This is a genomic window from Streptomyces sp. RKAG337, assembly GCF_023701715.1.
GTDB lineage: Bacteria > Actinomycetota > Actinomycetes > Streptomycetales > Streptomycetaceae > Actinacidiphila.
Map to the genome: position 1 here is coordinate 2,011,594 of NZ_JAJOZA010000001.1, position 20,712 is coordinate 2,032,305.

Sequence of the window (20,712 nt, forward strand, 5' to 3'; positions counted from 1 at the left end):
GTGGGAGACATTGAATGGCGTTCAAAGATGACAGGAACCCCTTAGGGAGACCGCCCATGCAGATCGAGCAACGCGGAGTCGACACCGTTCCGGACGAGGAGCGCACCAGCGGCCCGCGCGATCTGGTCAGCATCCTGCTCGGGTCGAATCTCGCCCTCGGAGTGATCGTCTTCGGCTGGCTGCCGGTCTCCTTCGGCCTCGGCTGGTGGGCCTCGGTGAGCGCCCTGGCGGCCGGCACCCTGGTCGGCACGCTGCTGACCGCGCCGCTCGCCCTCGTATCGCTGCGCAGCGCCACGAACCTCTCCACCAGCAGCGGCGCCCACTTCGGGGTACGCGGCCGGCTGCTCGGATCGGTCATCGGCCTGCTGCTCTCGCTCGGCTACACCGCCCTGACCCTGTGGGTCGGCGGCGACGCCGTCGTCGGCTGCCTCAACCGCCTCTTCGGCCTGCCGACCGGCGCGGCGAGCTACGCCGTGGTCTACGCGGCCCTCGCCGGCTGCACCGCGACCGCCGCCGTCTTCGGCTACCGGATGCTGCTGCGGCTCAGCCGCGCCCTGGCCATCGGGCTGACCGTGCTGCTGCTCATCGGCTTCATCGCCTACGCGGGCAGCTTCACCACCGCACCGGTGGAGGGGTCGACGTATCTGCTCGGCGGCTTCTGGCCGACCTGGCTGCTCGCGGCCGTGTCCGCCGGGCTGAGCGGGCCCATCGCCTTCATCACGCTGCTCGGCGACTACACGCGCTACATCTCGCCGCGCCGCTTCAGCCAGCGCAAGGTCTTCTGGGCCACCTGTCTGGGCCTGGTCGTCGGGCTCCTCGTGCCGCAGCTGTTCGGCACGTTCACCGCCCTGGCCGTCGGCGCCGCCGACGACTACGCCGGCCCGCTGGTGGCCGCCGCCCCCGCCTGGTACCTGGCGCTGCTGCTGGCCAACGCCTCGGCGGGCTCGGTCGGCAACGCCGGCCTGATGCTCTACAGCATGGGCCTCGACCTGGACGCGATCCTGCCCCGCGCGTCCCGGACCCAGGCCACGTACGTCGTGGCGGCCTTCTCCACCGCGCTGGTCTTCCTGGGGCACTTCGCGTGGGCGGCGCAGGACGCGATGACGTCGTTCGTGCTGTTGCTGACGGCCGTCGGGACGCCTTGGGCGGTGGTGACGCTGCTGGGGTTCGTCCGGGTTCGAGGCCGCTACGACACCGATGCGCTGCAGGTTTTCAACCGGGGGACGCGTGGGGGGCTGTACTGGTACCGGGGCGGCTGGAACGTCGCGGCTACCGCCGCCTGGGCTTCCGGCGCGGTGGTCGGCCTCCTGGCCGTGGATACACCGCTTTACAGCGGACCGCTCGTTTCGTGGACCGGCGGCATCGATTTCAGCTTCCTGCTGTCGGCGGCTGTCACAGCCGGCGCGTACCTCGCCCTGAACGCCAAGCGCCCGCATCCGGTTCCTGTGAGGGAAACGGAGCGGGCGCTGGCGCAGCAGGCTTGACGGCTGGGCGCGGGCCGGTGGTCGGTTGTGCCCACCCTCCCCCAGCTACCGCTGGGGGTGCCCCCAGCCTTGCGGAACGCCTGCCCACAACCGTGGGTGAGTTCATCCGTGCGGGACTGGGGGGCACAACGCCGTGGTCTAGCCGAGCTGGTGCATCCAGCCGTGGGGGTCCGGGGCGGTGCCGGTCTGGATGGACAGGAGCGCTTCGCGCAGCTTCATCGTGACCTTGCCGGGGCTGCCGTCGGCGACGGTCCAGTCGGCCCGGGTGGACTTGACGGAGCCGACCGGGGTGATCACGGCGGCGGTGCCGCACGCGAAGACCTCGGTGATGGTGCCGTCGGCGCAGCCGCGCTTCCAGTCCTCGACGGAGATCCGGCCCTCGTTGACGTCGTAGCCCAGGTCCGCGGCGATCTTCAGCAGCGAGTCGCGGGTGATGCCGGGGAGCAGCGAGCCGGTCAGGGCGGGGGTCAGGATCTTGTTGCCGGACACGAAGTACAGGTTCATGCCCCCCATCTCCTCGATCCAGCTGCGCTCGATCGCGTCCAGCCAGACGACCTGGTCGCAGCCGTGCTCGATGGCCTGGGCCTGGGCGACGAGGGACGCGGCGTAGTTGCCGCCGGCCTTCGCGGCGCCGGTGCCGCCGGGCGCGGCGCGCACGTACTCCTCGGAGAGCCAGACGGAGACCGGCTTCACGCCGCCGGCGAAGTACGCGCCGGCCGGCGAGGCGATCACCATGAAGAGGTACTCGTTGGCCGGCTTGACGCCCAGCCCGACCTCGGTGGCGAACATGAAGGGCCGCAGGTAGAGCGACTGCTCGCCCGCGCTGGGCACCCACGCCTTGTCCTGGCCGACGATCGCGTCGACGGCCTCGATGAACGTCTCGACGGGCAGCTCGGGCATGGCCAGCCGGCGCGCGGAGTCCTGGAAGCGCTTGGCGTTGGCCTCGGGGCGGAAGGTGGCGACCGTGCCGTCGGGCTGGCGGTACGCCTTCAGGCCTTCGAAGATCGTCTGCGCGTAGTGCAGCGTCATGTTCGCCGGGTCGATGGAGAGCGGGGCGTACGGCACGAGCTGCGCGTCGTGCCAGCCACGGCCCTCGGTCCACCGGATCGTCACCATGTTGTCGGTGAAGTGGCGGCCGAACCCGGGGTTGGAGAGGATCGCCTCGCGCTCCGCGTCGGACAGCGGGTGCGAGGAAGGCTTGAGCTCGATCGTGGGCGTCGTCGTCATGTCTGCGTGTCCTTCACCGTGAGGTCATGGCGGACCGCACCCGCCGTCCCAGTGCTTGGACGTCCGAGTTTCCCCTCGCACAGCGGCCCCACCGCTGATTATCGCAGCGATGGGGCCATAGGCATAAATGTGCGGCCCGGGGTCGATGGTCGCACCCGGCCGGGGGATTAGCCCAGAGGGGCCAGAGGGTAGGTGCGCGCGAAGCGCTCCCTGGAAGGGCGGTGGTGGGAGACGGGCGGGTACTAGCCGGCTACTCGGGCGGCCAGCGCGTCGCCGACCTCCACCGTGCTGCGCGGAGCGGTGCGCTCGGCGAGGTCCGCGTGCACGGCCTTCTCGACCCGGGCGGCCTCGTCGGCGTAGCCCAGGTGCTGGAGCAGCAGGGCCACGGAGAGGATCGTCGCGGTCGGGTCGGCCTTGCTCTGGCCGGCGATGTCCGGGGCGGAGCCGTGCACCGGCTCGAACATCGACGGGAAATCGCCGCTGGGGTTGATGTTGCCGCTGGCGGCGACCCCGATGCCGCCGGAGACGGCGGCGGCGAGGTCGGTGATGATGTCGCCGAAGAGGTTGTCGGTGACGATCACGTCGAAGCGCGCCGGGTCGGTGACGAGGAAGATCGTCGCCGCGTCCACGTGCAGGTAGTCCGTGGTCACGTCGGGGAACTCTTCGCCGACCTTGTTGAAGATGTTCGTCCACAGGTGGCCGGCGTAGACCAGCACGTTGTTCTTGTGGACCAGCGTGAGCTTCTTGCGCGGGCGGGCCTGGGCGCGGGCGTAGGCGTCACGCACCACGCGCTCGATGCCGAACGCGGTGTTCAGGCTGACCTCGGTGGCCACCTCGTGCGGGGTGCCGGTCCTGATGGAGCCGCCGTTGCCGGTGTACGGGCCCTCGGTGCCTTCGCGGACCACGACGAAGTCGATGTCCGGGCTGCCGGCCAGCGGGGTGGCCACGCCGGGGAAGAGCCTGCTGGGGCGGAGGTTGACGTGGTGGTCGAAGGCGAAGCGGAGCTTCAGCAGGAAACCGCGCTCCAGCACTCCGGACGGCACCGACGGGTCGCCGATCGCGCCGAGCAGGATCGCGTCGTGCTCCTTGAGCTGCGTCAGGTCGTCCTCGGTGAGCGTCTCACCCGTGGCGTGATAGCGCTTGGCGCCGAAATCGAAGGACTTCGTCTCCAGCTTCACGTCCGAAGGGAGGGCGGCGGCAAGGACCTTGAGGCCTTCGGCCACGACCTCCTGGCCGATTCCGTCACCGGGGATCACTGCGAGGCTGAGGGTGCGAGACATGGCCGAAACCCTACTCGGCGTCCCATTGAATGACACATGGTGTCCGCATGACGGACATATGGGAGGGTCGCCATGCACCGTTCATCCGGAGTACGACCAAGCGTCGAACGGCAATGCGACATTGCGCGGCATGGACACACCACGTATGGGTATTGCGGACAAGCTCGCCGACCGGATGAGCATGGCCGAACAGCATGAATACCTGCGCTCCCGGCTGACCCGCCGCGGGGTCATGCGCGGCACCGTCGCTGCCGCCGGTGCGGTAGCGGGGGCCGGACTGCTGAGCGGCACCGCGGCCGCCGCCTCGCCCACGCTGCTGAGCAAGCCCGCGACCGGGCATCACGTCAGCGGCTCCCTCGTCGCCCCCTTCGGGCGCCACCTCGCCTTCGGCGCGGACCCCAAGACCCAGTTCCGGGTCTCCTGGCAGGTCCCGCTGGCCGTCAACAAGCCGTTCATCCGGGTGGGCCTCAAGCCCTGGGCCCTCAGCCACAAGATCCAGGCCGAGGTCCGCGCGCTGCACACCCCGCAGCTGCTCAACAGCAAGCTGCCGCCGGTGGACCAGTACTACCTGCACGCCGCGCTGGACGGGCTGCACCCCGGCACCACCTATTACTACGGCGTCGGCCACGAGGGCTTCGACCCGGCCGCCGGCCAGGCGTTCGGCACCATCGGCAGCTTCACCACCGCGCCCGCGCGCAGCGGTGAGCGGTTCACCTTCACCGCCTTCGGCGACCAGGGCGTCAGCTACCACGCGCTCGCCAACGACAGCCTGATCCTGGCGCAGAACCCGGCGTTCCACCTGCACGCCGGTGACATCTGCTACGCCGACCCGGCCGGTTCCGGCCAGCAGTCGGACTCCTCCGTCTACGACGCGCGGACCTGGGACCAGTTCCTGGCCCAGACCGAGTCCGTCGCGGCCCGTGTCCCGTGGATGGTGACGACCGGCAACCACGACATGGAGGCCTGGTACTCCCCCAACGGCTACGGCGGCCAGGAAGCCCGCTGGAGCCTGCCGGGCAACGGCCCGGACGCGAAGAACCAGCCGGGCGCGTACTCGTTCGTCTACGGCAACACCGCTGTGGTGGCGCTCGACGCGAACGACGTCTCGTACGAGATCCCGGCCAACTACGACATCAGCGCCGGCAAGCAGACCGCGTGGCTGGACAAGCGCCTCGGTGAGCTGCGCAGGCAGCGCGGCATCGACTTCATCGTGGTCTTCTTCCACCACTGCGCCTTCTCGACCACCAACTCGCACGCCTCCGACGGCGGTGTGCAGGAGAAGTGGGTGCCGCTCTTCGAGAAGCACCAGGTCGACCTGGTCGTCAACGGCCACAACCACGTGTACGAGCGCACCGACGCGATCCGCGGCGGCAAGGTCTCGAAGCCGGTCGCCATCGGCGACACGGTGCACCCCGAGAAGGACGGCGTCGTCTACGTGACGGCCGGCGGCGCGGGCCGCAGCCTCTACGACTTCCCGGCGCCCGACTCGTACGAGGGTCACGAGCACAACGTCGACTCCGTCACCACCTGGCACTCGGCCAAGGGCGGCGGCAAGGTCACCGAGACCGTCACCTGGTCCCGGGTCCGCTACACGGGCTACTCGTTCATCGCGGTCGAGGTCGAGCCGGCGTCGTCCGGCCGGACGTCGACGCTGACGGTGTCCGCGCTGGCGGAGACCGGTGAGCGCGTCGACCACTTCACGGTGGCCCGCAGGGCGAAGTGAAGAACCAGCACAGCACGGTGGCGCGCGAGGCTCGCTGAGCAACCTCCTCAAGCGCCGGACCGGCTGGTCAGCCGGTCCGGCGCTTGAGGACCAATTCGTTAACGGGCTGCGCCGCGCTAGCGGGCCTCGTGGCCCGTGCTGCCGCCGTTGTCCCGGCGGTCGAGCGAGCGCTGCAGTGCCTTCATCGCGTTCTCGCGTGCGGTCTCGTCCATGGTGATCAGCTCCAAAGGAAGATCAAGGAGATGGTTGTCGCCATAGAACGGGGCGGGGAACGTGCGCCGCAGGGGGTGACCTGCGTGAAGGGCGCTGGTTCGCATCCGCCGATCGCTGGTGGAGCGATTCGTTCGGCTTCTACAAAGCTAGGTCAGTGCGGCCGTTATGTCTCCACAGTTACTCGGACTTCCTACTATCTGAGACGGAGACCACCCGAACGCAGGCCGCCCCCGCATCCGGATGGGGACCGGAATACGGGGGCGGCGGTCTGCGGTCGGCCCGCGGTGCGGCCGCTACGGGGCCTCGACCGGGCTGCTCAGCCCTGGTGCGGGTACCGGTAGTCGGTCGGCGGGACCAGCGTCTCCTTGATGGAGCGGGTGGACGTCCAGCGCATCAGGTTGGACGCGGCGCCGGCCTTGTCGTTCGTCCCCGAGGCACGGCCGCCGCCGAAGGGCTGCTGGCCGACGACGGCACCGGTCGACTTGTCGTTGATGTAGAAGTTGCCGGCGGCGAAGCGCAGCTTCTCCATCGCGTCGACGGCCGCGGCGCGGTCCTGGGCGATGATCGAGCCGGTGAGGGCGTACGGCGAGACCGACTCCATCTGGGCGAGCATGGTGTCGAAGTCGGCGTCGTCGTAGACGTAGATGCCGAGGATCGGGCCGAAGTACTCGTCGCGGAAGATCTCGTTCGCCGGGTCGGTCGAGACCAGGACGGTCGGGCGGACGAAGTAGCCGACCGAGTCGTCGTAGGTGCCGCCGGCGACGACCTCGATGGTCGGGTCGGACTTCGCGCGGTCGATGGCCGCCTTGTTCTTGGCGAAGGAACGCTCGTCGATGACGGCGCCGATGAAGTTCGACAGGTCGGTGACGTCACCCATGGTGATGCCGTCGACCTCGGCCGCGAACTCCTCCTTGAAGCCGTTCTCCCAGATGGAGCGCGGGATGTAGGCGCGGGAGGAGGCCGAGCACTTCTGGCCCTGGTACTCGAAGGAGCCGCGGGTCAGCGCGGTCTTCAGGATCGCCGGGTCGGCGGAGGGGTGGGCGACGACGAAGTCCTTGCCGCCGGTCTCACCGACGAGGCGCGGGTACGTCTTGTACTTCTCGATGTTGGTGCCGACCGTCTTCCACAGGTGCTGGAAGGTCTTGGTCGAGCCGGTGAAGTGGATACCGGCCAGGTCCGGGTGGGTGAGCGCCACCTCGGAGACGGCGATGCCGTCACCGGTCACCAGGTTGATGACGCCCTTGGGGAGGCCGGCGGCCTCCAGCACGCGCATGAGCAGCACGGCGGCGTGCGTCTGCGTCGGGGACGGCTTCCACACGACGGTGTTGCCCATCAGGGCGGGGGCGGTCGGCAGGTTGCCCGCGATGGCCGTGAAGTTGAACGGCGTGATCGCGTAGACGAAGCCCTCCAGCGGCCGGTGGTCGCTGCGGTTCCACACGCCCGCGCTGCTGATCGGCTGCTCGGCGAGGATCTGCCGGGCGAAGGAGACGTTGAAGCGCCAGAAGTCGACGAGCTCGCACGGGCAGTCGATCTCGGCCTGCTGGGCGGTCTTCGACTGGCCGAGCATCGTCGAGGCGGCGAGCGTCTCGCGCCACGGGCCCGACAGCAGGTCGGCGGCGCGCAGGATGATCGCGGCGCGGTCGTCGAAGGAGAGCGCGCGCCAGGCCGGGGCCGCGGCGAGGGCGGCGTCGACGGCGTCCTGCGCGTCCTTGGCGGTGGCGTTGGCGTAGGTGCCGATGCGGGCGCTGTGATTGTGCGGCTGCACGACGTCGAAGCGCTCGCCGCCGCCCATCCGCTGCTCGCCGCCGATGGTCATCGGCAGGTCGATCGGATTGCCGGCCAGCTCCTTCAGCTTCGCTTCGAGCCGGGCGCGCTCGGGGGATCCCGGGGCGTAGGAGTGGATCGGCTCGTTCACCGGCGTGGGGACCTGGGTCACAGCATCCATCGAAGTGCGCTCCTTTGGGGTGAGGGTTTCGCAGCGGGAGTGAGGGTTGCCCAACGGGGTCGAGAGTGAAGGGGGCGCGCGCAGCGCTCGTTGGAAGGGTGGCGGCGGGTGACGGGTGGGCTCAGCGGCTGGGGAGGAAGGAACGGAGGAAGAAGGCGAGGTTGGCCGGACGCTCCGCGAGGCGGCGCATGAAGTATCCGTACCAGTCTGCGCCGTAGGGCACGTAGATGCGCATGCGCTCGCCGTCGTGCGCGAGGCGGCGCTGCTCGGCGGTGCGGATGCCGTAGAGCATCTGGAACTCGTAGCTGCCGGGCTTGCGGTCGTAGCGCGCGGCCAGCTCCTGGGCGATGGCGATCATGCGCGGGTCGTGCGAGCCGACCATCGGGTAACCGTCGCCGGCCATGAGGATCTTCAGGACGCGAACGTACGCCTTGTCGACCTCCGCCTTGGACTGGAACGCGACGCTCGCGGGCTCCTTGTACGCGCCCTTCACCAGGCGCACGCGCGAGCCGGCGACGGCCAGCTTCCTGGCGTCGTCCTCGGTGCGGAACAGGTACGACTGGATGACGGCGCCGGTGTCCGGGTGTTCCTTGCGCAGCTCGGCGAGGATTCCCAGGGTCGAGTCGACCGTGGTGTGGTCCTCCATGTCGAGGGTGACCGTGGTGCCGATCGCGGTGGCGAGTTCCGCGACCTCGCGGACGTTCTCCAGCGCGATGTCGTGGCCGCCGTCCGGCAGCGCCTGCCCGAACGCGGAGAGCTTCACGGAGACCTCGGCGCGGGTGCCGAGGCCCTCGGTCTCCAGCGCCCGCAGCAGGCCCAGGTACGCGTCGCGGGTCGCGCGCGCGGTGGCCTCGTCCGTGACGTCCTCGCCCAGGTGGTCGAGGGTGACCTCCAGGCCGGAGGCGGTGAGCTCGCGGACGTTGTCCATGGCGGGATGCAGTTCGTCGCCGGCGACGAAACGGTTCACCACGGGACGGGTGATCGGCGCGGCGGCGACGATGCGACGCATGCGGTCGCTGCGCGAGGCGGCGAGCAACACGGGACCGAGCACGGGGGCCTCCTTCAGGATCAGAGCATGAACAGGCAGCGACACCGCGAAATCTAGGGTTCACCTACCCCGTGAACCATCGACACCTGTCACGCATCCGTGCGGCATCCCTCATACAGATGTAAGAGACAATGGCGGGGTGCGAGGTGACTACGAGGAACTGGTCGACGAGGTGTCCGCTCTCGTCGGCGCGCCCGCGACCCTGGAGGACCGCGATTTCCGGCTGATCGCCTTCGGCGCGCACGACAGCGACGACGGCGCGATGGACCCCGTCCGCACCCGGTCGATCCTGACCCGGCGCTCGACGGCCGAGGTCCGCTCCTGGTTCGAACGCTTCGGCATCGCCCGCGCCACCGGCCCGGTCCGCATCCCCGCCGCTCCTGACGCGGGCGTCGTCCGGGGCCGGATCTGCCTGCCGGTGCGCCATCGCGGCATCGTGCACGGCTATGTGTGGCTGCTCGACGATTCGGCCGCCGGACCGGATCCCGACCCGCGGCTCGTCGCCGCGATGGAGGTCTGCGACCGGATCGGCGACCGGCTGGCCGCCGAGTCCCGGGCGGGGGCCGATGTCGGCCGTGAGCTGCGCGCGGCCCTGACCGCGAGCCCCGGCCAGCGCCGCGAGGCCGCGCGGGACGCGCTGAGCGCGGCCCTCGGCCCGGACGCGGACGAGGTGCACGCGCTGGTGTGCGTGCTGGGCTGGACGGCGCCGCCCGCCCTGGACAGCACCGCCGGATCCGATACCGCCGACGGCGCGGACGACGGCTCGGCGGAACTGCCCGGGATCCGCTCGATCCCGGGCGCCGCCGCGCTCTGCCGGGTCCCGGCCCACGGGCCGCCCGGCCCCGGCCCGGTGCCGGCCGCCGAACCGCTGGCCGTACTGGTCCGGCTCCGCTCCGCCCAGCACCTCTCCCCCGCCCGCACCGCCGCCGCCCGGCTGCTGGAGACCTCGACCGCGCCCGGCGCGGTGGCCGGAATCGGCGACCCGGCGCGCGGGCTGGACGGACTGTCGGAGGCCTGGCGGCAGGCGACCGCGGCCGCCCGCGCGGCCCGCGCCCAGCCCCGGCTCGCACCCGTCGCGGACTGGTCGGGCCTCGGCCCGTACCGCATGCTCTCGGCGCTCCCCGGCGGCACCGCCCCCGACCCCGCCGTACTCCCGCTGCTGGAGCCGTCCCACCGCGAGCTCGCCCGCACCGCCGAGGTCTACCTCGACTGCGCCGGCCAGGCCGGCCGCACCGCCGCCGCCCTCGCCATCCACCGCCAGACCCTCTACTACCGCCTCTCCCGCATCGAACAGCTCACCGGCCTCGACCTCGACGAGGGCGAGGACCGGCTGCTGCTGCACATGGCACTGAAGGCGGCGCGGCTCTAGGGCGATGGGGCTGGGTCTCAGAGGCGGTTGATCTCGGTGAGGTCGATGTCGATGGCGAAGGGGACGGGGACCACCAGGCGCTTGTGGTGGATGCCCGCGTGCCGGTACTCGCTGGCGACGTGGTCCAGCTCGTAGACGTGGACGATCGGCTCTGCCACCTCCGACTGCTCGACAAGCCAGAAGTTCGGGATGCCCGCTGCCGCGTAGAGCTGGGGCTTGCGATTGCGGTCACGCGCCACGGACTCGGGGGAGACCACTTCCACGGCGAGAACGACATCCTCGACGAGACAGCGGGTCTCGTTGAGCCCCTCGTCGGCCACCGCCTCCGCACGTACGACAGAGATGTCCGGCTCAGGACGGTTGAACCGGTCCAGAACGATCGTCATCTCCCGGCGCACCCGCAGGCTCTCGGGCACGGATCGTCGCAGCCCATGTTCCAGCATGTACAGGGCCAGCGTATGGAAACTCTTCTGCGGGCTCACGAAGACCAGGCTCCCGTCGATCAGCTCTGTGTGCGGCGGGAGATCGGGGATGCGGTCGAGGTCGTCCGCGGTGAATCCGCCCGCGGGCGGGAAAGCCCAGGCCGGAAGCGGTTCGGCAGTCATGATTCCTCCCATGGACGGGATTCTGTCCGCAGCGTTCAGCGTAGCGGGAGGGAATGACGAAGCCGCCCCTCAGACGAGTGAAGGGCGGCTGCGTCGCTGGCGTCATGACCTCGGTAGGTCGGTGACCTGCGGTCAGTCCGTGAGGTCCACCGCGCGGGCCGACGTGGCGCCGATCTCCTCGGCGATCTCGGCCAGGGCGGCAGGCGGGATGCAGGAGTCGACGGTCAGGGCCACGAGGGCCTCGCCGCCGACGGCCGCGCGGGCGACCTGCATGCCCGCGATGTTGACGCCGGCCTCACCGAGGATGCGGCCGACCGTGCCGACGACGCCGGGGCGGTCGGTGTAGCGGAGGAAGGCCATGTGGTCGGCGAGGACCAGGTCCACGTCCTCGTCGCCGACGGCGACGATCTTCTGGATGTTCTTCGGGCCGGCCAGCGTGCCGGAGACCGACACCTCCGTACCGTCCGTCAGGGTGCCGCGCACCGTGACCATGTTGCGGTGGTCGGGCGACTCGCTCGACGTGGTCAGCCGGACCTCGACACCGCGCTCCTGGGCGAACAGCGGCGCGTTGACGTAGGAGACCGTCTCGGCGACGACGTCCTCGAAGACGCCCTTGAGCGCGGAGAGTTCGAGCACCTTCACGTCGTGCTGGGTGATCTCGCCGCGGACCTCGACGTCCAGGCGGGCGGCGACCTCGCCGGCCAGCGCGGTGAAGATCCGGCCGAGCTTCTCGGCGAGCGGCAGACCCGGGCGTACGTCCTCGGCGATGACGCCGCCCTGGACGTTGACCGCGTCCGGTACCAGCTCACCGGCGAGCGCGAGGCGGACGGACTTGGCGACGGCGATGCCGGCCTTCTCCTGCGCCTCGTCGGTGGAGGCGCCCAGGTGCGGGGTGGCCACCACGTTGTCGAACTGGAAGAGCGGGGAGTCGGTGCACGGCTCCTTCGCGTACACGTCCAGGCCGGCACCCGCGACGCGGCCCTCCTTCAGGGCCGAGGCGAGCGCCTCCTCGTCGACGATCCCGCCGCGCGCGGCGTTGACGATCCGGACCGACGGCTTGACCTTGTGCAGGGCGTCGTCACCGATCAGGCCGAGGGTCTCGGGGGTCTTCGGCAGGTGGACGGTGATGAAGTCGGAGACCTCCAGCAGCTCGTCCAGACTGAGGATCTTGACACCCATCTGGGCCGCGCGAGCGGGCTGGATGTAGGGGTCGTACGCGACGATCTTCATACCGAACGCGGACATGCGCTGGGCGACCAGCGCGCCGATGCGGCCGAGGCCGACGACGCCGAGGGTCTTCTCGGCCAGCTCCACGCCGGTGTACTTGTTCCGCTTCCACTCGCCGTTCTTCAGCGCCGAGTTGGCCGGCGCGATGTTACGGGCGGTGGCGATGAGCAGGCCGCAGGCCAGCTCGGCGGCGGTGACGATGTTCGAGGTCGGGGCGTTGACGACCATCACGCCGGCCTTGGTGGCGGCGGACACGTCGACGTTGTCCAGACCGACGCCCGCGCGGGCGACGACTCGCAGCTTGGGCGCGGCGGCGATGGCTTCCGCGTCCACCTTGGTGGCGCTGCGGACCAGGATGGCGTCGGCATCCTTGATCGCGGAGAGCAACTCACCCCGGTCGGCGCCGTTGCAGTGCCGGATGTCGAAATCCGGTCCCAGTGCGTCGACAGTGGCAGGCGACAGCTCTTCGGCGATGAGTACGACAGGCTTCTGGCTCACGTGGTCCTCACTTGTCCTTCGTGGGCGGCCGGTCCCGCGGACGCTCCAGGGAGGGAGGGGATGGCATGCCGCGTGGAAGACGCACGACGCTGTGAGCCTGACGCGCTTTGTAGTTGCAGTGTATCGGCGCCGCCGAGTACGACTTGTGCCTTGGTGGAAGGATCACCCGCACGTGGCTGTACGCCGTGGACAAGGTGCGGGGCGGCCACTGCGACCGCCCCGCACCCGATGAGGCTCACGCCTCGTCGTCGACCCAGCTCATGAGCTTGCGGAGCTTCTTGCCGGTGGTCTCCAGCAGGTGGTCCTGGTCGGCCTTCTTGTACTCGTTGTACTTCGGCAGACCGGCCTCGTACTCGGCCATCCAGTTCTTGGCGAAGGTGCCGTCCTGGATCTCGGCGAGGACCTTCTTCATCTCGACCTTGGTCTGGTCGTTGATGATGCGGGGGCCGGTGATGTAGTCGCCCCACTCGGCGGTCTCGGAGACCGACCAGCGCATCTTCTCCAGACCGCCCTCGTACATGAGGTCCACGATCAGCTTGAGCTCGTGGAGGCACTCGAAGTACGCGATCTCGGGCTGGTAGCCGGCCTCGACGAGGGTCTCGAAGCCCGCCTTGACGAGCGCGGAGGCACCGCCGCAGAGGACCGCCTGCTCGCCGAAGAGGTCGGTCTCGGTCTCCTCGGTGAAGGTGGTCTTGATGACGCCGGCACGGGTGCCGCCGATGCCCTTCGCGTAGGAAAGGGCGAGCGCGAACGCCTTGCCCGTCGCGTCCTGCTCGACGCCCGCGATGCACGGGACGCCGCGGCCCTCTTCGTACTGGCGGCGGACCAGGTGGCCCGGGCCCTTCGGGGCGACCAGGGCGACGTCGACGTTGGCCGGCGGCTTGATGAAGCCGTAGCGGATGTTGAGGCCGTGACCGAAGAAGAGCGCGTCGCCGTCCTTGAGGTTGTCCTTGATGGACTCCTCGTAGACCTTGCCCTGGAGCGGGTCCGGGACCAGGATCATGATCACGTCGGCCTCGGCGGCGGCCTCGGCGACGGAGACGACGCGCAGGCCCTCCTCCTCGGCCTTGACCTTGGACTTGGAACCCTCGTGCAGGCCGACGCGCACGTCGACGCCGGAGTCACGCAGCGACAGCGCGTGGGCGTGGCCCTGGCTGCCGTATCCGATGACCGCGACCTTGCGGCCCTGGATGATGGAGAGGTCGGCGTCGTCGTCGTAGAACAGCTCGGCAGCCACTTGGGATATCTCCTTGGTTCTGGTGGATTGCCCACACAGTACGTCCGGTGGGCGGAAGAAAGCTTGTCGGTCTCGCTATGCGGTACCGCGTCGCCGCCGGAGCGGCGACGCGGTGCGCCGGTCACTACGCGGAGCGGTCGAGAGCCCGCAGCGAGCGGTCGGTGATGGAGCGGGCGCCCCGCCCTATGGCGATGGTGCCGGACTGCACCAGCTCCTTGATGCCGAAGGGCTCCAGCATCTTGAGCATCGCCTCGAGCTTGTCGGCGCCGCCGGTGGCCTCGATCGTGACGGCCTCGGGAGAGACGTCCACGGTCTTGGCGCGGAACAGCTGGACGATCTCGACGATCTTGGATCGGGACTCGTTGTCGGCCCGCACCTTCACCAGAACGAGTTCACGCTGAACAGCGCCGCCGGGCTCCAGTTCTACGATCTTCAGAACGTTGACCAGCTTGTTGAGCTGCTTGGTGACCTGCTCCAGCGGCAGCTCGTCGATCACGTTGACGACGATCGTGATGCGGGAGATCTCGGGGTGCTCCGTGGTGCCCACCGCGAGGGAGTCGATATTGAACCCGCGGCGGGAGAACAGCGCGGTGATCCTGGCGAGGACGCCGGGCTTGTTCTCCACCAGGACGGAGAGCGTGTGCTTGGACATGTCGCTTCGTTCCTTCTCTCGGTCCTGCGCCTCAGTCTTCCTGGCCGTCGCTGAAGTCCGGGCGGACGTCGCGGGCGGCCAGGATCTCGTCGTTGGAGGTACCGGCCGCGACCATCGGCCACACCATGGCGTCCTCGTGGACGATGAAGTCCACGACCACCGGGCGGTCGTTGATCGAGTTGGCCTTGGCGATGACCGCGTCCAGCTCGTCCGGGCTCTCGCAGCGCAGACCCACGCAGCCCATCGCCTCGGACAGCTTGACGAAGTCCGGGACGCGGGTGCCGCGGTTCACCGTCGAGCCGACGCCGACCGTCGAGCCGCTGTCGGCGTTGGTCTCACCGGCGTGCAGCACGGTGTTGGAGAACCGCTCGCCGTAGAAGAGGTTCTGCCACTGGCGGACCATGCCCAGGGCGCCGTTGTTGATGATGGCGACCTTGATCGGGATGTTGTTGAGCGCGCAGGTGACCAGCTCCTGGTTGGTCATCTGGAAGCAGCCGTCACCGTCGACCGCCCAGACGGTCGCGCCGGGGACGCCGGCCTTGGCGCCCATCGCGGCGGGCACCGCGTACCCCATGGTGCCGGCGCCGCCGGAGTTGAACCATGTGTTGGGCTTCTCGTACTTGATGAACTGCGCGGCCCACATCTGGTGCTGGCCGACGCCGGCCGCGAACAGGGTGCCCTCGGGGGCCAGCTGGCCGATCCGCTCGATGACCTGCTGCGGGGAGAGGCTGCCGTCGTTCGGGGTGTCGTAGCCCAGCGGGTAGGTGTCACGCCACCGGTTGAGGTCCTTCCACCAGTCGGTGTAGTCGCCCTTGTGGCCGGCCTCGTGGTCCGCCTGGACCGCGACGATCAGGTCGGCGAGGACCTCGCGGGCGTCGCCGACGATCGGCACGTCCGCGGCGCGGTTCTTGCCGATCTCGGCGGGGTCGATGTCGGCGTGCACGATCTTCGCGAACGGGGCGAAGGTGTCGAGCCGGCCGGTGACCCGGTCGTCGAAGCGGGCGCCGAGCGCGATCAGCAGGTCGGACTTCTGCAGCGCGGTGACCGCGGTGACGTCACCGTGCATGCCGGGCATGCCGACGTGCTGCGGGTGGCTGTCAGGGAACGAGCCGAGCGCCATCAGCGTCGTGACGACCGGGGCGCCGGTCAGCTCGGCCAGGATCCGCAGCTCGGCGGTGGCGCGGGCCTTCATGACGCCGCCGCCGACGTACAGCACCGGGCGCTGGGCCTCGTTGATCAGCCGGGCGGCCTCGCGGATCTGCTTGGCGTGCGGCTTGGTCACCGGGCGGTAGCCGGGCAGGTCCATCTGCGGCGGCCAGGAGAAGGTCGTCTGGTTCTGCAGCGCGTCCTTGGCGATGTCGACGAGGACCGGGCCCGGACGGCCGGTGGAGGCGATGTGGAACGCCTCGGCGATCGTCCGCGGGATGTCCTCGGCCTTGGTCACCAGGAAGTTGTGCTTGGTGATCGGCATCGTGATGCCGCAGATGTCCGCCTCCTGGAAGGCGTCGGTGCCGATCGCCTTGGAGGCGACCTGACCGGTGATCGCGACCAGCGGGACGGAGTCCATGTGGGCGTCGGCGATCGGCGTGACGAGGTTGGTGGCGCCCGGACCCGAGGTGGCCATGCAGACGCCGACCCGGCCGGTGGCCTGCGCGTAGCCGGTGGCGGCGTGGCCGGCCCCCTGCTCGTGGCGGACCAGGATGTGGCGGACCTTGACGGAGTCCATCAGCGGGTCGTAGGCCGGCAGGATCGCACCGCCAGGGATACCGAATACGGTGTCGGCGCCGACCGCCTCGAGCGAACGGATGAGGGACTGCGCGCCCGTCATGCGCTCGGGAGTGGTGGGCTGCTGTCCCCCGCTGCGGGCCCGCTGCTGCGGATGGGGGGCCCCGGTGGCCTGCTCGGTCATCTGCGTTCTCTTCTCTCGAAGATGAGTTTCTTCTGGGTGCCAGGCAACAAAAAACCCCTCGTGCCGTCAGGCAAGCGAGGGGAGCGCGTCGGTGCGTTTTCCAAGGCGATGGTGGGCCTCGGTCAGCCGACGCGCTTTCCAAGTACGAGAATTCGGGTGCGCATGGACACGACCCTCCCTCTGGACCCCTCGGAGTGTCAAGCGGGTGGGACGGGCGTCTCAGCATTTGAGCGAAGGGGATCACTCGTTCCGGTGCTTCCGGTGTGCCGCACGGGTAGTGGGCCGCCGGTCAGAGCGATGGAACCATGAGGTACGGGGTAGCCGCCACGGGCCAGGGAGCCCCTCAGCCGGTGCTCGTCGAGCGGCCCGGAGAAGGCCATGCCCTGGCCGTGCGTACAGCCCATGGCGCGCAGCGCGGTCACCTGCTCGGGCCGGTCCACCCCGTCCGCCACGGTGCGGATGCCCAGGTCCTCGGCGATCCGCAGCATGCCCGCGGTGATCTTGTGCAGCCGGGCGGATTCGACGATCCCCTCGACGAAGCTGCGGTCGATCTTGAGCAGGTCCACCGGGAGGGTACGCAGCGCGGTCATCGCGGCGTATCCGGTGCCGAAGCCGTCCAGCGCGATCTGCACACCGAGCCGGCGCAGCGCCGAGAGCCTGCGCTCCAGCTCCTCCAGGGAGATCCGCGGGTCGTTGTCGGTCAGCTCCAACACCAGGCCGCCGGCCGGCAGTTCATGGCGGCTCAGCAGGGTCTCGATGCTGCCGAGCGGCAGGTCCCGGTGCATCAGCCGGCGGACGGACATCCGGACGGCCACCGGCACGGCATGGCCCGAGCCGTGCCGCAGCGCAGCCTGTTCGACCGCCTCCTGCAGCAGCCAGCGGCTCAGCTCCGCGGTGCGGTCGGTGTCCTCCGCCACCCGCAGGAACTCGGCGGGGGTGAAGAGGATGCCCTGGGCGGAGCGCCAGCGGGCCTGCGCCTCGACGGCCGCCACCCGCCCGGTGCGCAGCTCGACGACGGGCTGGTGCAGCAGGGTGAACTCCCCGTCGTGCAGGGCGTTGCGCAGCCGGGTGGCCAGCTCGGCGCGGCGCACCACGTCGGCCTGCATCTGGGGCGCGTACATCTCGACCCGGCCCTTGCCCGCCTGTTTGGCGCGGTACATCGCCAGGTCCGCGTTGCGCATGAGCTCGCTGGGCGTGATCCCCGGCTCGGCGAAGGCGACCCCGATGCTGGCGGCGACCCGGACCTCGCCGGACTCCACGCGGTACGGCTCGGAGAGCGCGGACCGCAGCCGGTCGGCGATCTCGTGGATCTGGTACTCCCGCAGCTCGCGGTCGGCGCTCCCGCCACAGATGAGGGCGGCGAATTCATCGCCGCCCAACCGTGCCGCCGTGTCCCCGGACCGGACCGACTCCTGGAGCCGCCGGGCCGCCTGGACGAGAAGCTCGTCGCCGGCCTGGTGGCCGACCGTATCGTTGACCGCCTTGAAACCGTCGAGGTCGACGAAGAGCACCGCCGCCTCGCCGTCGCCGCTGCGCCGGCCGCCGAGGGCCCGGCTCACCCGTTCGGTGAACAGGGCCCGGTTGGGCAGGTCGGTGAGCGGGTCGTGCGAGGCGTTGTGCTGGAGCTGGGCCTGCAATCGCACCCGTTCGGTCACATCGCGGCTGTTGAAGATCAGCCCGCCCTGGTAGCGGTTGACGCTGGACTCCACGTTGAGCCAGCCGCCGCCGTCCCGGCCGCGGCCGGCGCGGATCCGGCACTCGATGCGCGTAGCGGGCTCCGCGGCGGGCGAGGCGGCGAGAAACCTGCGGACCTCGTGCACCACCCGCCCCAGGTCCTCGGGATGGATGTGCGAGGCGAGCTCGGTGCCCACCATGTCCTCGGCGTCCCGCCCGTACACACCCCGGGCCGCCGGACTCACATAGCGCAGCACGCCGGTGGGCGCGGCGATCATGATGACGTCGCTGGAGCCCTGCACCAGGGACCGGAAGTGGTTCTCCTTCTGGGCCAGTTCCTGGGTGAGGGAGATGTTGTCGAGCAGCATGATGCCCTGGCGGACGACGAGCGCGAGGACGACGGTGCAGCCGGTGAAGAGCACCACATGGTCGGTCTTCCGGCCGTCGATGACGTTGTACAGGATGCCGAGGGTGCAGACGCCCGCCGAGAGGTACGGGACGAGGGCGGCCAGCGAGCCGGCGACCTTGCGGCTGGAGTGCGCGATGGAGCGCGGCTCCAGCCGGGCGGCGTCCCGCCGGCCCGCCCAGGGGGCGTAGGCGAGGAGCATGCTGCCGGCGAACCACCCGGCGTCCAGGATGTGACCGGACTGGTAGTGGTCGCGCCAGAGCGGGGAACGGAACAGCGCGTCGCACAGCACGGTCAGCGCGAGGGCGGCGATGGCGGTGTTGACCGCGACGCGGTTGGCCGGGGAGCGCCGGAAGTGCAGCGCCAGCACCATGCTGGCGAGCGCGATGTCGAGCAGCGGGTAGGCGAGCCGCAGCGCGGCCTGGGCGGCGCTGAGCCCCTTCAGGCTCGCGTCGTTGGCGAGCGCGAGGCTCCAGGCCAGGGTGAGCAGCGAGCCGCCGACGAGCCAGGCGTCCAGCGCCAGGCAGACCCAGCCGGCCCGGGTGACCGGGCGTTTGGCGAGCATCAGCAGACCGATGATCGCCGGTGGGGCGAAGAGCAGGAAGAAGAAGTCGGCGATCGAGGTCTTGGGGTACGGGCCGTCCAGCACGACCTCGTACCAGCCCCAGGTGCCGTTGCCGAGCGCCACCATGGCGGACGAGCCGGCGAACAGGAACCAGGTGGGCCGCTGGCGGCCGGTGAGGGTCCGGGCGTAGACGAACGAGGAGACGCTGGCCGCGGCCGCGGCGGCGGCGAGCCCGAAGTCGCCCATGATGTCGGCGATCCAGGCCGATCCCCAGCCCACCGCGGCGCCGGTCGCGTAGCCTCCGCAGAGCACGGCGACCAGGAGTTGCGGCACGAGCCCCGCCCGGCCGGTGTGGGCGGGCGGCTGAGCGATCACCGCCCCGGTCGAGCTCACCGTGTGGTCCCGTATCGCTGTCGCGGTGCGCCGCTGTACCGCGTCAGGTCGTCTCGCCATTGGCCGTGCATCACCCGTCGCCCCCCTCGCTTGCTGACCTTTCGCGCGCCGCCGGCAACCCATGGGCGTCCGTGACGCGTCCCCCGGTCGGGACGATACACCAGACTCGTCACTCAGGGACATAGTTCCTCTACACAGCGTAACCGCAAGGGAGATCACCACCACGCAGTGCAGTCACCGGGTGCCGCACGCCCTCCACCTGCGACGTCAGGTGGTGGTGACCACGTTGCTCAGCGGCTCTCCTGTGGCGAAACGGAACAACTGTGCGCGCAGCAGCCGCTTGGCCCTCGGGAGGAACGCGGAGGTGCTGCCGCCGACGTGCGGGCTGATGAGAAGGCCCGGAGCGTGCCAGAGCGGGTGCCCGGCGGGCAGCGGTTCCGGGTCCGTGACATCGAGTGCCGCGCGCAGCCGTCCGGACTCCAGTTCGGCGAGCAGCGCCTTGGTGTCGACCACGGGCCCGCGCGCGACGTTCACCAGGAGTGCGCCGTCCTTCATCCGGGACAGGAACTCCGCTCCCACCAGTCCTCTGGTCGCCTCGGTCAGCGGGGTGGAGAGCACCACCACATCGGCCTCCGGCAGGAGTTCGGGCAGTTCGGCGAGGGCGTGCACCGGGCCGCGCGGGGAGGGGCGCGCGGTGCGGGCGACCCGGACGATGTCGCACTCGAACGGGGTGAGCCGGTCCTCGATCGCACTGCCGATCGAGCCGTAGCCGATGATCAGCACGCTCTTGTCGGCGAGCGCGGGGTAGAAGCCGTCGTGCCACTCCTCGGCGTCCTGGCCGCGGACGAAGCGCGGAATGCCGCGCAGCGAGGCGAGGGTGAGCGCGAGGGTGAGTTCCGCGGTGCTCGCCTCGTGCACGCCGCGGGCGTTGCAGAGGCGTACGCCGGGCGGCAGGTGCCCGAGGTGGCCGGCCACCTGGTCGGTGCCGGCGCTCAGGGTCTGTACGACGCGGAGGCCCGTCATCCGGGGCAGCGGCCGGGCGGCGACCTCCGCTCCCTTCATGTACGGGACGACGTAGAACGCGGCGGTCGACGGATCCGCCGGGTACGCGTCGGCACCGTTCCAGAAGACGTAGTCCAGGTCGGTGGGCAGCGGGCCGATCTCCTCGGCCGGGATGGGCAGCCAGACCTGGGGCCGGTGGTTCAGCAACGTGTCAGCCATGGTCAGGAGGCTATGCGATGCACTGTCCGAGGGGGA

General features: G+C 70.2%; 14 protein-coding genes. 3 read left to right on the forward strand and 11 right to left on the reverse strand.

Annotation, left to right across the window (positions count from 1 at the left end; translation table 11 throughout):
• Positions 1-56 precede the first annotated feature (56 nt).
• A complete protein-coding gene (locus tag LNW73_RS08860) occupies positions 57-1,484 on the forward strand; it encodes a cytosine permease (protein ID WP_250989556.1) in 1,428 nt (475 codons plus the stop codon).
• A gap of 138 nt (positions 1,485-1,622) precedes the next feature.
• Here LNW73_RS08860 and LNW73_RS08865 read toward each other — a convergent pair whose 3' ends face one another.
• Positions 1,623-2,711 carry a branched-chain amino acid aminotransferase gene (locus LNW73_RS08865; RefSeq protein WP_250977891.1) on the reverse strand — a complete coding sequence of 363 codons (1,089 nt, stop codon included), beginning with the start codon at positions 2,709-2,711 and terminating at the stop codon, positions 1,623-1,625.
• Between the two features lie 242 nt (positions 2,712-2,953).
• Positions 2,954-3,991 (reverse strand): 3-isopropylmalate dehydrogenase, encoded by a 1,038-nt coding sequence (locus LNW73_RS08870; protein WP_250989557.1) that lies wholly within the window; start codon positions 3,989-3,991, stop codon positions 2,954-2,956.
• Positions 3,992-4,121: 130 nt separating this feature from the next.
• Between LNW73_RS08870 and LNW73_RS08875 the strand changes: the two genes are divergently transcribed.
• Entirely contained in the window at positions 4,122-5,714 is a 1,593-nt protein-coding gene (locus LNW73_RS08875) for a purple acid phosphatase family protein (RefSeq protein WP_250989558.1), read from the forward strand.
• Between the two features lie 529 nt (positions 5,715-6,243).
• Here the strand turns inward: LNW73_RS08875 and pruA are convergent.
• Positions 6,244-7,872, reverse strand: coding sequence for an L-glutamate gamma-semialdehyde dehydrogenase (gene pruA / locus LNW73_RS08880; protein WP_250977888.1), 1,629 nt, complete (start codon positions 7,870-7,872; stop codon positions 6,244-6,246).
• Between the two features lie 121 nt (positions 7,873-7,993).
• Positions 7,994-8,923 carry a proline dehydrogenase family protein gene (locus LNW73_RS08885; protein WP_250989559.1) on the reverse strand — a complete coding sequence of 310 codons (930 nt, stop codon included), beginning with the start codon at positions 8,921-8,923 and terminating at the stop codon, positions 7,994-7,996.
• Positions 8,924-9,059: 136 nt separating this feature from the next.
• Between LNW73_RS08885 and LNW73_RS08890 the strand changes: the two genes are divergently transcribed.
• Entirely contained in the window at positions 9,060-10,289 is a 1,230-nt protein-coding gene (locus LNW73_RS08890; protein ID WP_250989560.1) for a PucR family transcriptional regulator, read from the forward strand.
• A gap of 17 nt (positions 10,290-10,306) precedes the next feature.
• On the opposite strand, the gene LNW73_RS08895 is transcribed toward LNW73_RS08890, so the two are convergent.
• The 7 genes from LNW73_RS08895 to LNW73_RS08925 all read right to left on the reverse strand — a co-directional run bounded on the left by LNW73_RS08895 (position 10,307) and on the right by LNW73_RS08925 (position 20,676).
• Positions 10,307-10,894 carry a Uma2 family endonuclease gene (locus LNW73_RS08895; RefSeq protein ID WP_250989561.1) on the reverse strand — a complete coding sequence of 196 codons (588 nt, stop codon included), beginning with the start codon at positions 10,892-10,894 and terminating at the stop codon, positions 10,307-10,309.
• A gap of 132 nt (positions 10,895-11,026) precedes the next feature.
• Positions 11,027-12,619, reverse strand: a complete 1,593-nt coding sequence (serA, locus tag LNW73_RS08900; protein ID WP_250977884.1) for a phosphoglycerate dehydrogenase — start codon at positions 12,617-12,619, stop codon at positions 11,027-11,029.
• A gap of 235 nt (positions 12,620-12,854) precedes the next feature.
• Positions 12,855-13,856 carry a ketol-acid reductoisomerase gene (gene ilvC, locus LNW73_RS08905; protein WP_250977883.1) on the reverse strand — a complete coding sequence of 334 codons (1,002 nt, stop codon included), beginning with the start codon at positions 13,854-13,856 and terminating at the stop codon, positions 12,855-12,857.
• A 124-nt stretch (positions 13,857-13,980) separates the two neighbouring features.
• Positions 13,981-14,508 carry an acetolactate synthase small subunit gene (gene ilvN / locus LNW73_RS08910; protein WP_250977882.1) on the reverse strand — a complete coding sequence of 176 codons (528 nt, stop codon included), beginning with the start codon at positions 14,506-14,508 and terminating at the stop codon, positions 13,981-13,983.
• A gap of 31 nt (positions 14,509-14,539) precedes the next feature.
• A complete protein-coding gene (locus tag LNW73_RS08915) occupies positions 14,540-16,417 on the reverse strand; it encodes an acetolactate synthase large subunit (protein WP_250977881.1) in 1,878 nt (625 codons plus the stop codon).
• A 197-nt stretch (positions 16,418-16,614) separates the two neighbouring features.
• Positions 16,615-19,455, reverse strand: a complete 2,841-nt coding sequence (locus tag LNW73_RS08920; protein WP_250992854.1) for a putative bifunctional diguanylate cyclase/phosphodiesterase — start codon at positions 19,453-19,455, stop codon at positions 16,615-16,617.
• 267 nt (positions 19,456-19,722) lie between these two features.
• The gene (locus LNW73_RS08925) at positions 19,723-20,676 is read right to left on the reverse strand and encodes a 2-hydroxyacid dehydrogenase (protein ID WP_250989562.1); all 954 of its coding nucleotides are present in this window, start codon (positions 20,674-20,676) and stop codon (positions 19,723-19,725) included.
• Positions 20,677-20,712 lie beyond the last annotated feature (36 nt).

Excerpts from the sequence above, each read along its gene's own strand:
- LNW73_RS08860 (WP_250989556.1), top strand. The coding sequence starts at position 57 with ATGCAGATCGAGCAACGCGGAGTCGACACCGTTCCGGACGAGGAGCGC.
- LNW73_RS08865 (WP_250977891.1), bottom strand. The coding sequence starts at position 2,711 with ATGACGACGACGCCCACGATCGAGCTCAAGCCTTCCTCGCACCCGCTG.
- LNW73_RS08870 (WP_250989557.1), bottom strand. The coding sequence starts at position 3,991 with ATGTCTCGCACCCTCAGCCTCGCAGTGATCCCCGGTGACGGAATCGGC.
- LNW73_RS08875 (WP_250989558.1), top strand. The coding sequence starts at position 4,122 with ATGGACACACCACGTATGGGTATTGCGGACAAGCTCGCCGACCGGATG.
- pruA (WP_250977888.1), bottom strand. The coding sequence starts at position 7,872 with ATGGATGCTGTGACCCAGGTCCCCACGCCGGTGAACGAGCCGATCCAC.
- LNW73_RS08895 (WP_250989561.1), bottom strand. The coding sequence starts at position 10,894 with ATGACTGCCGAACCGCTTCCGGCCTGGGCTTTCCCGCCCGCGGGCGGA.
- ilvN (WP_250977882.1), bottom strand. The coding sequence starts at position 14,508 with ATGTCCAAGCACACGCTCTCCGTCCTGGTGGAGAACAAGCCCGGCGTC.
- LNW73_RS08915 (WP_250977881.1), bottom strand. The coding sequence starts at position 16,417 with ATGACCGAGCAGGCCACCGGGGCCCCCCATCCGCAGCAGCGGGCCCGC.
- LNW73_RS08925 (WP_250989562.1), bottom strand. The coding sequence starts at position 20,676 with ATGGCTGACACGTTGCTGAACCACCGGCCCCAGGTCTGGCTGCCCATC.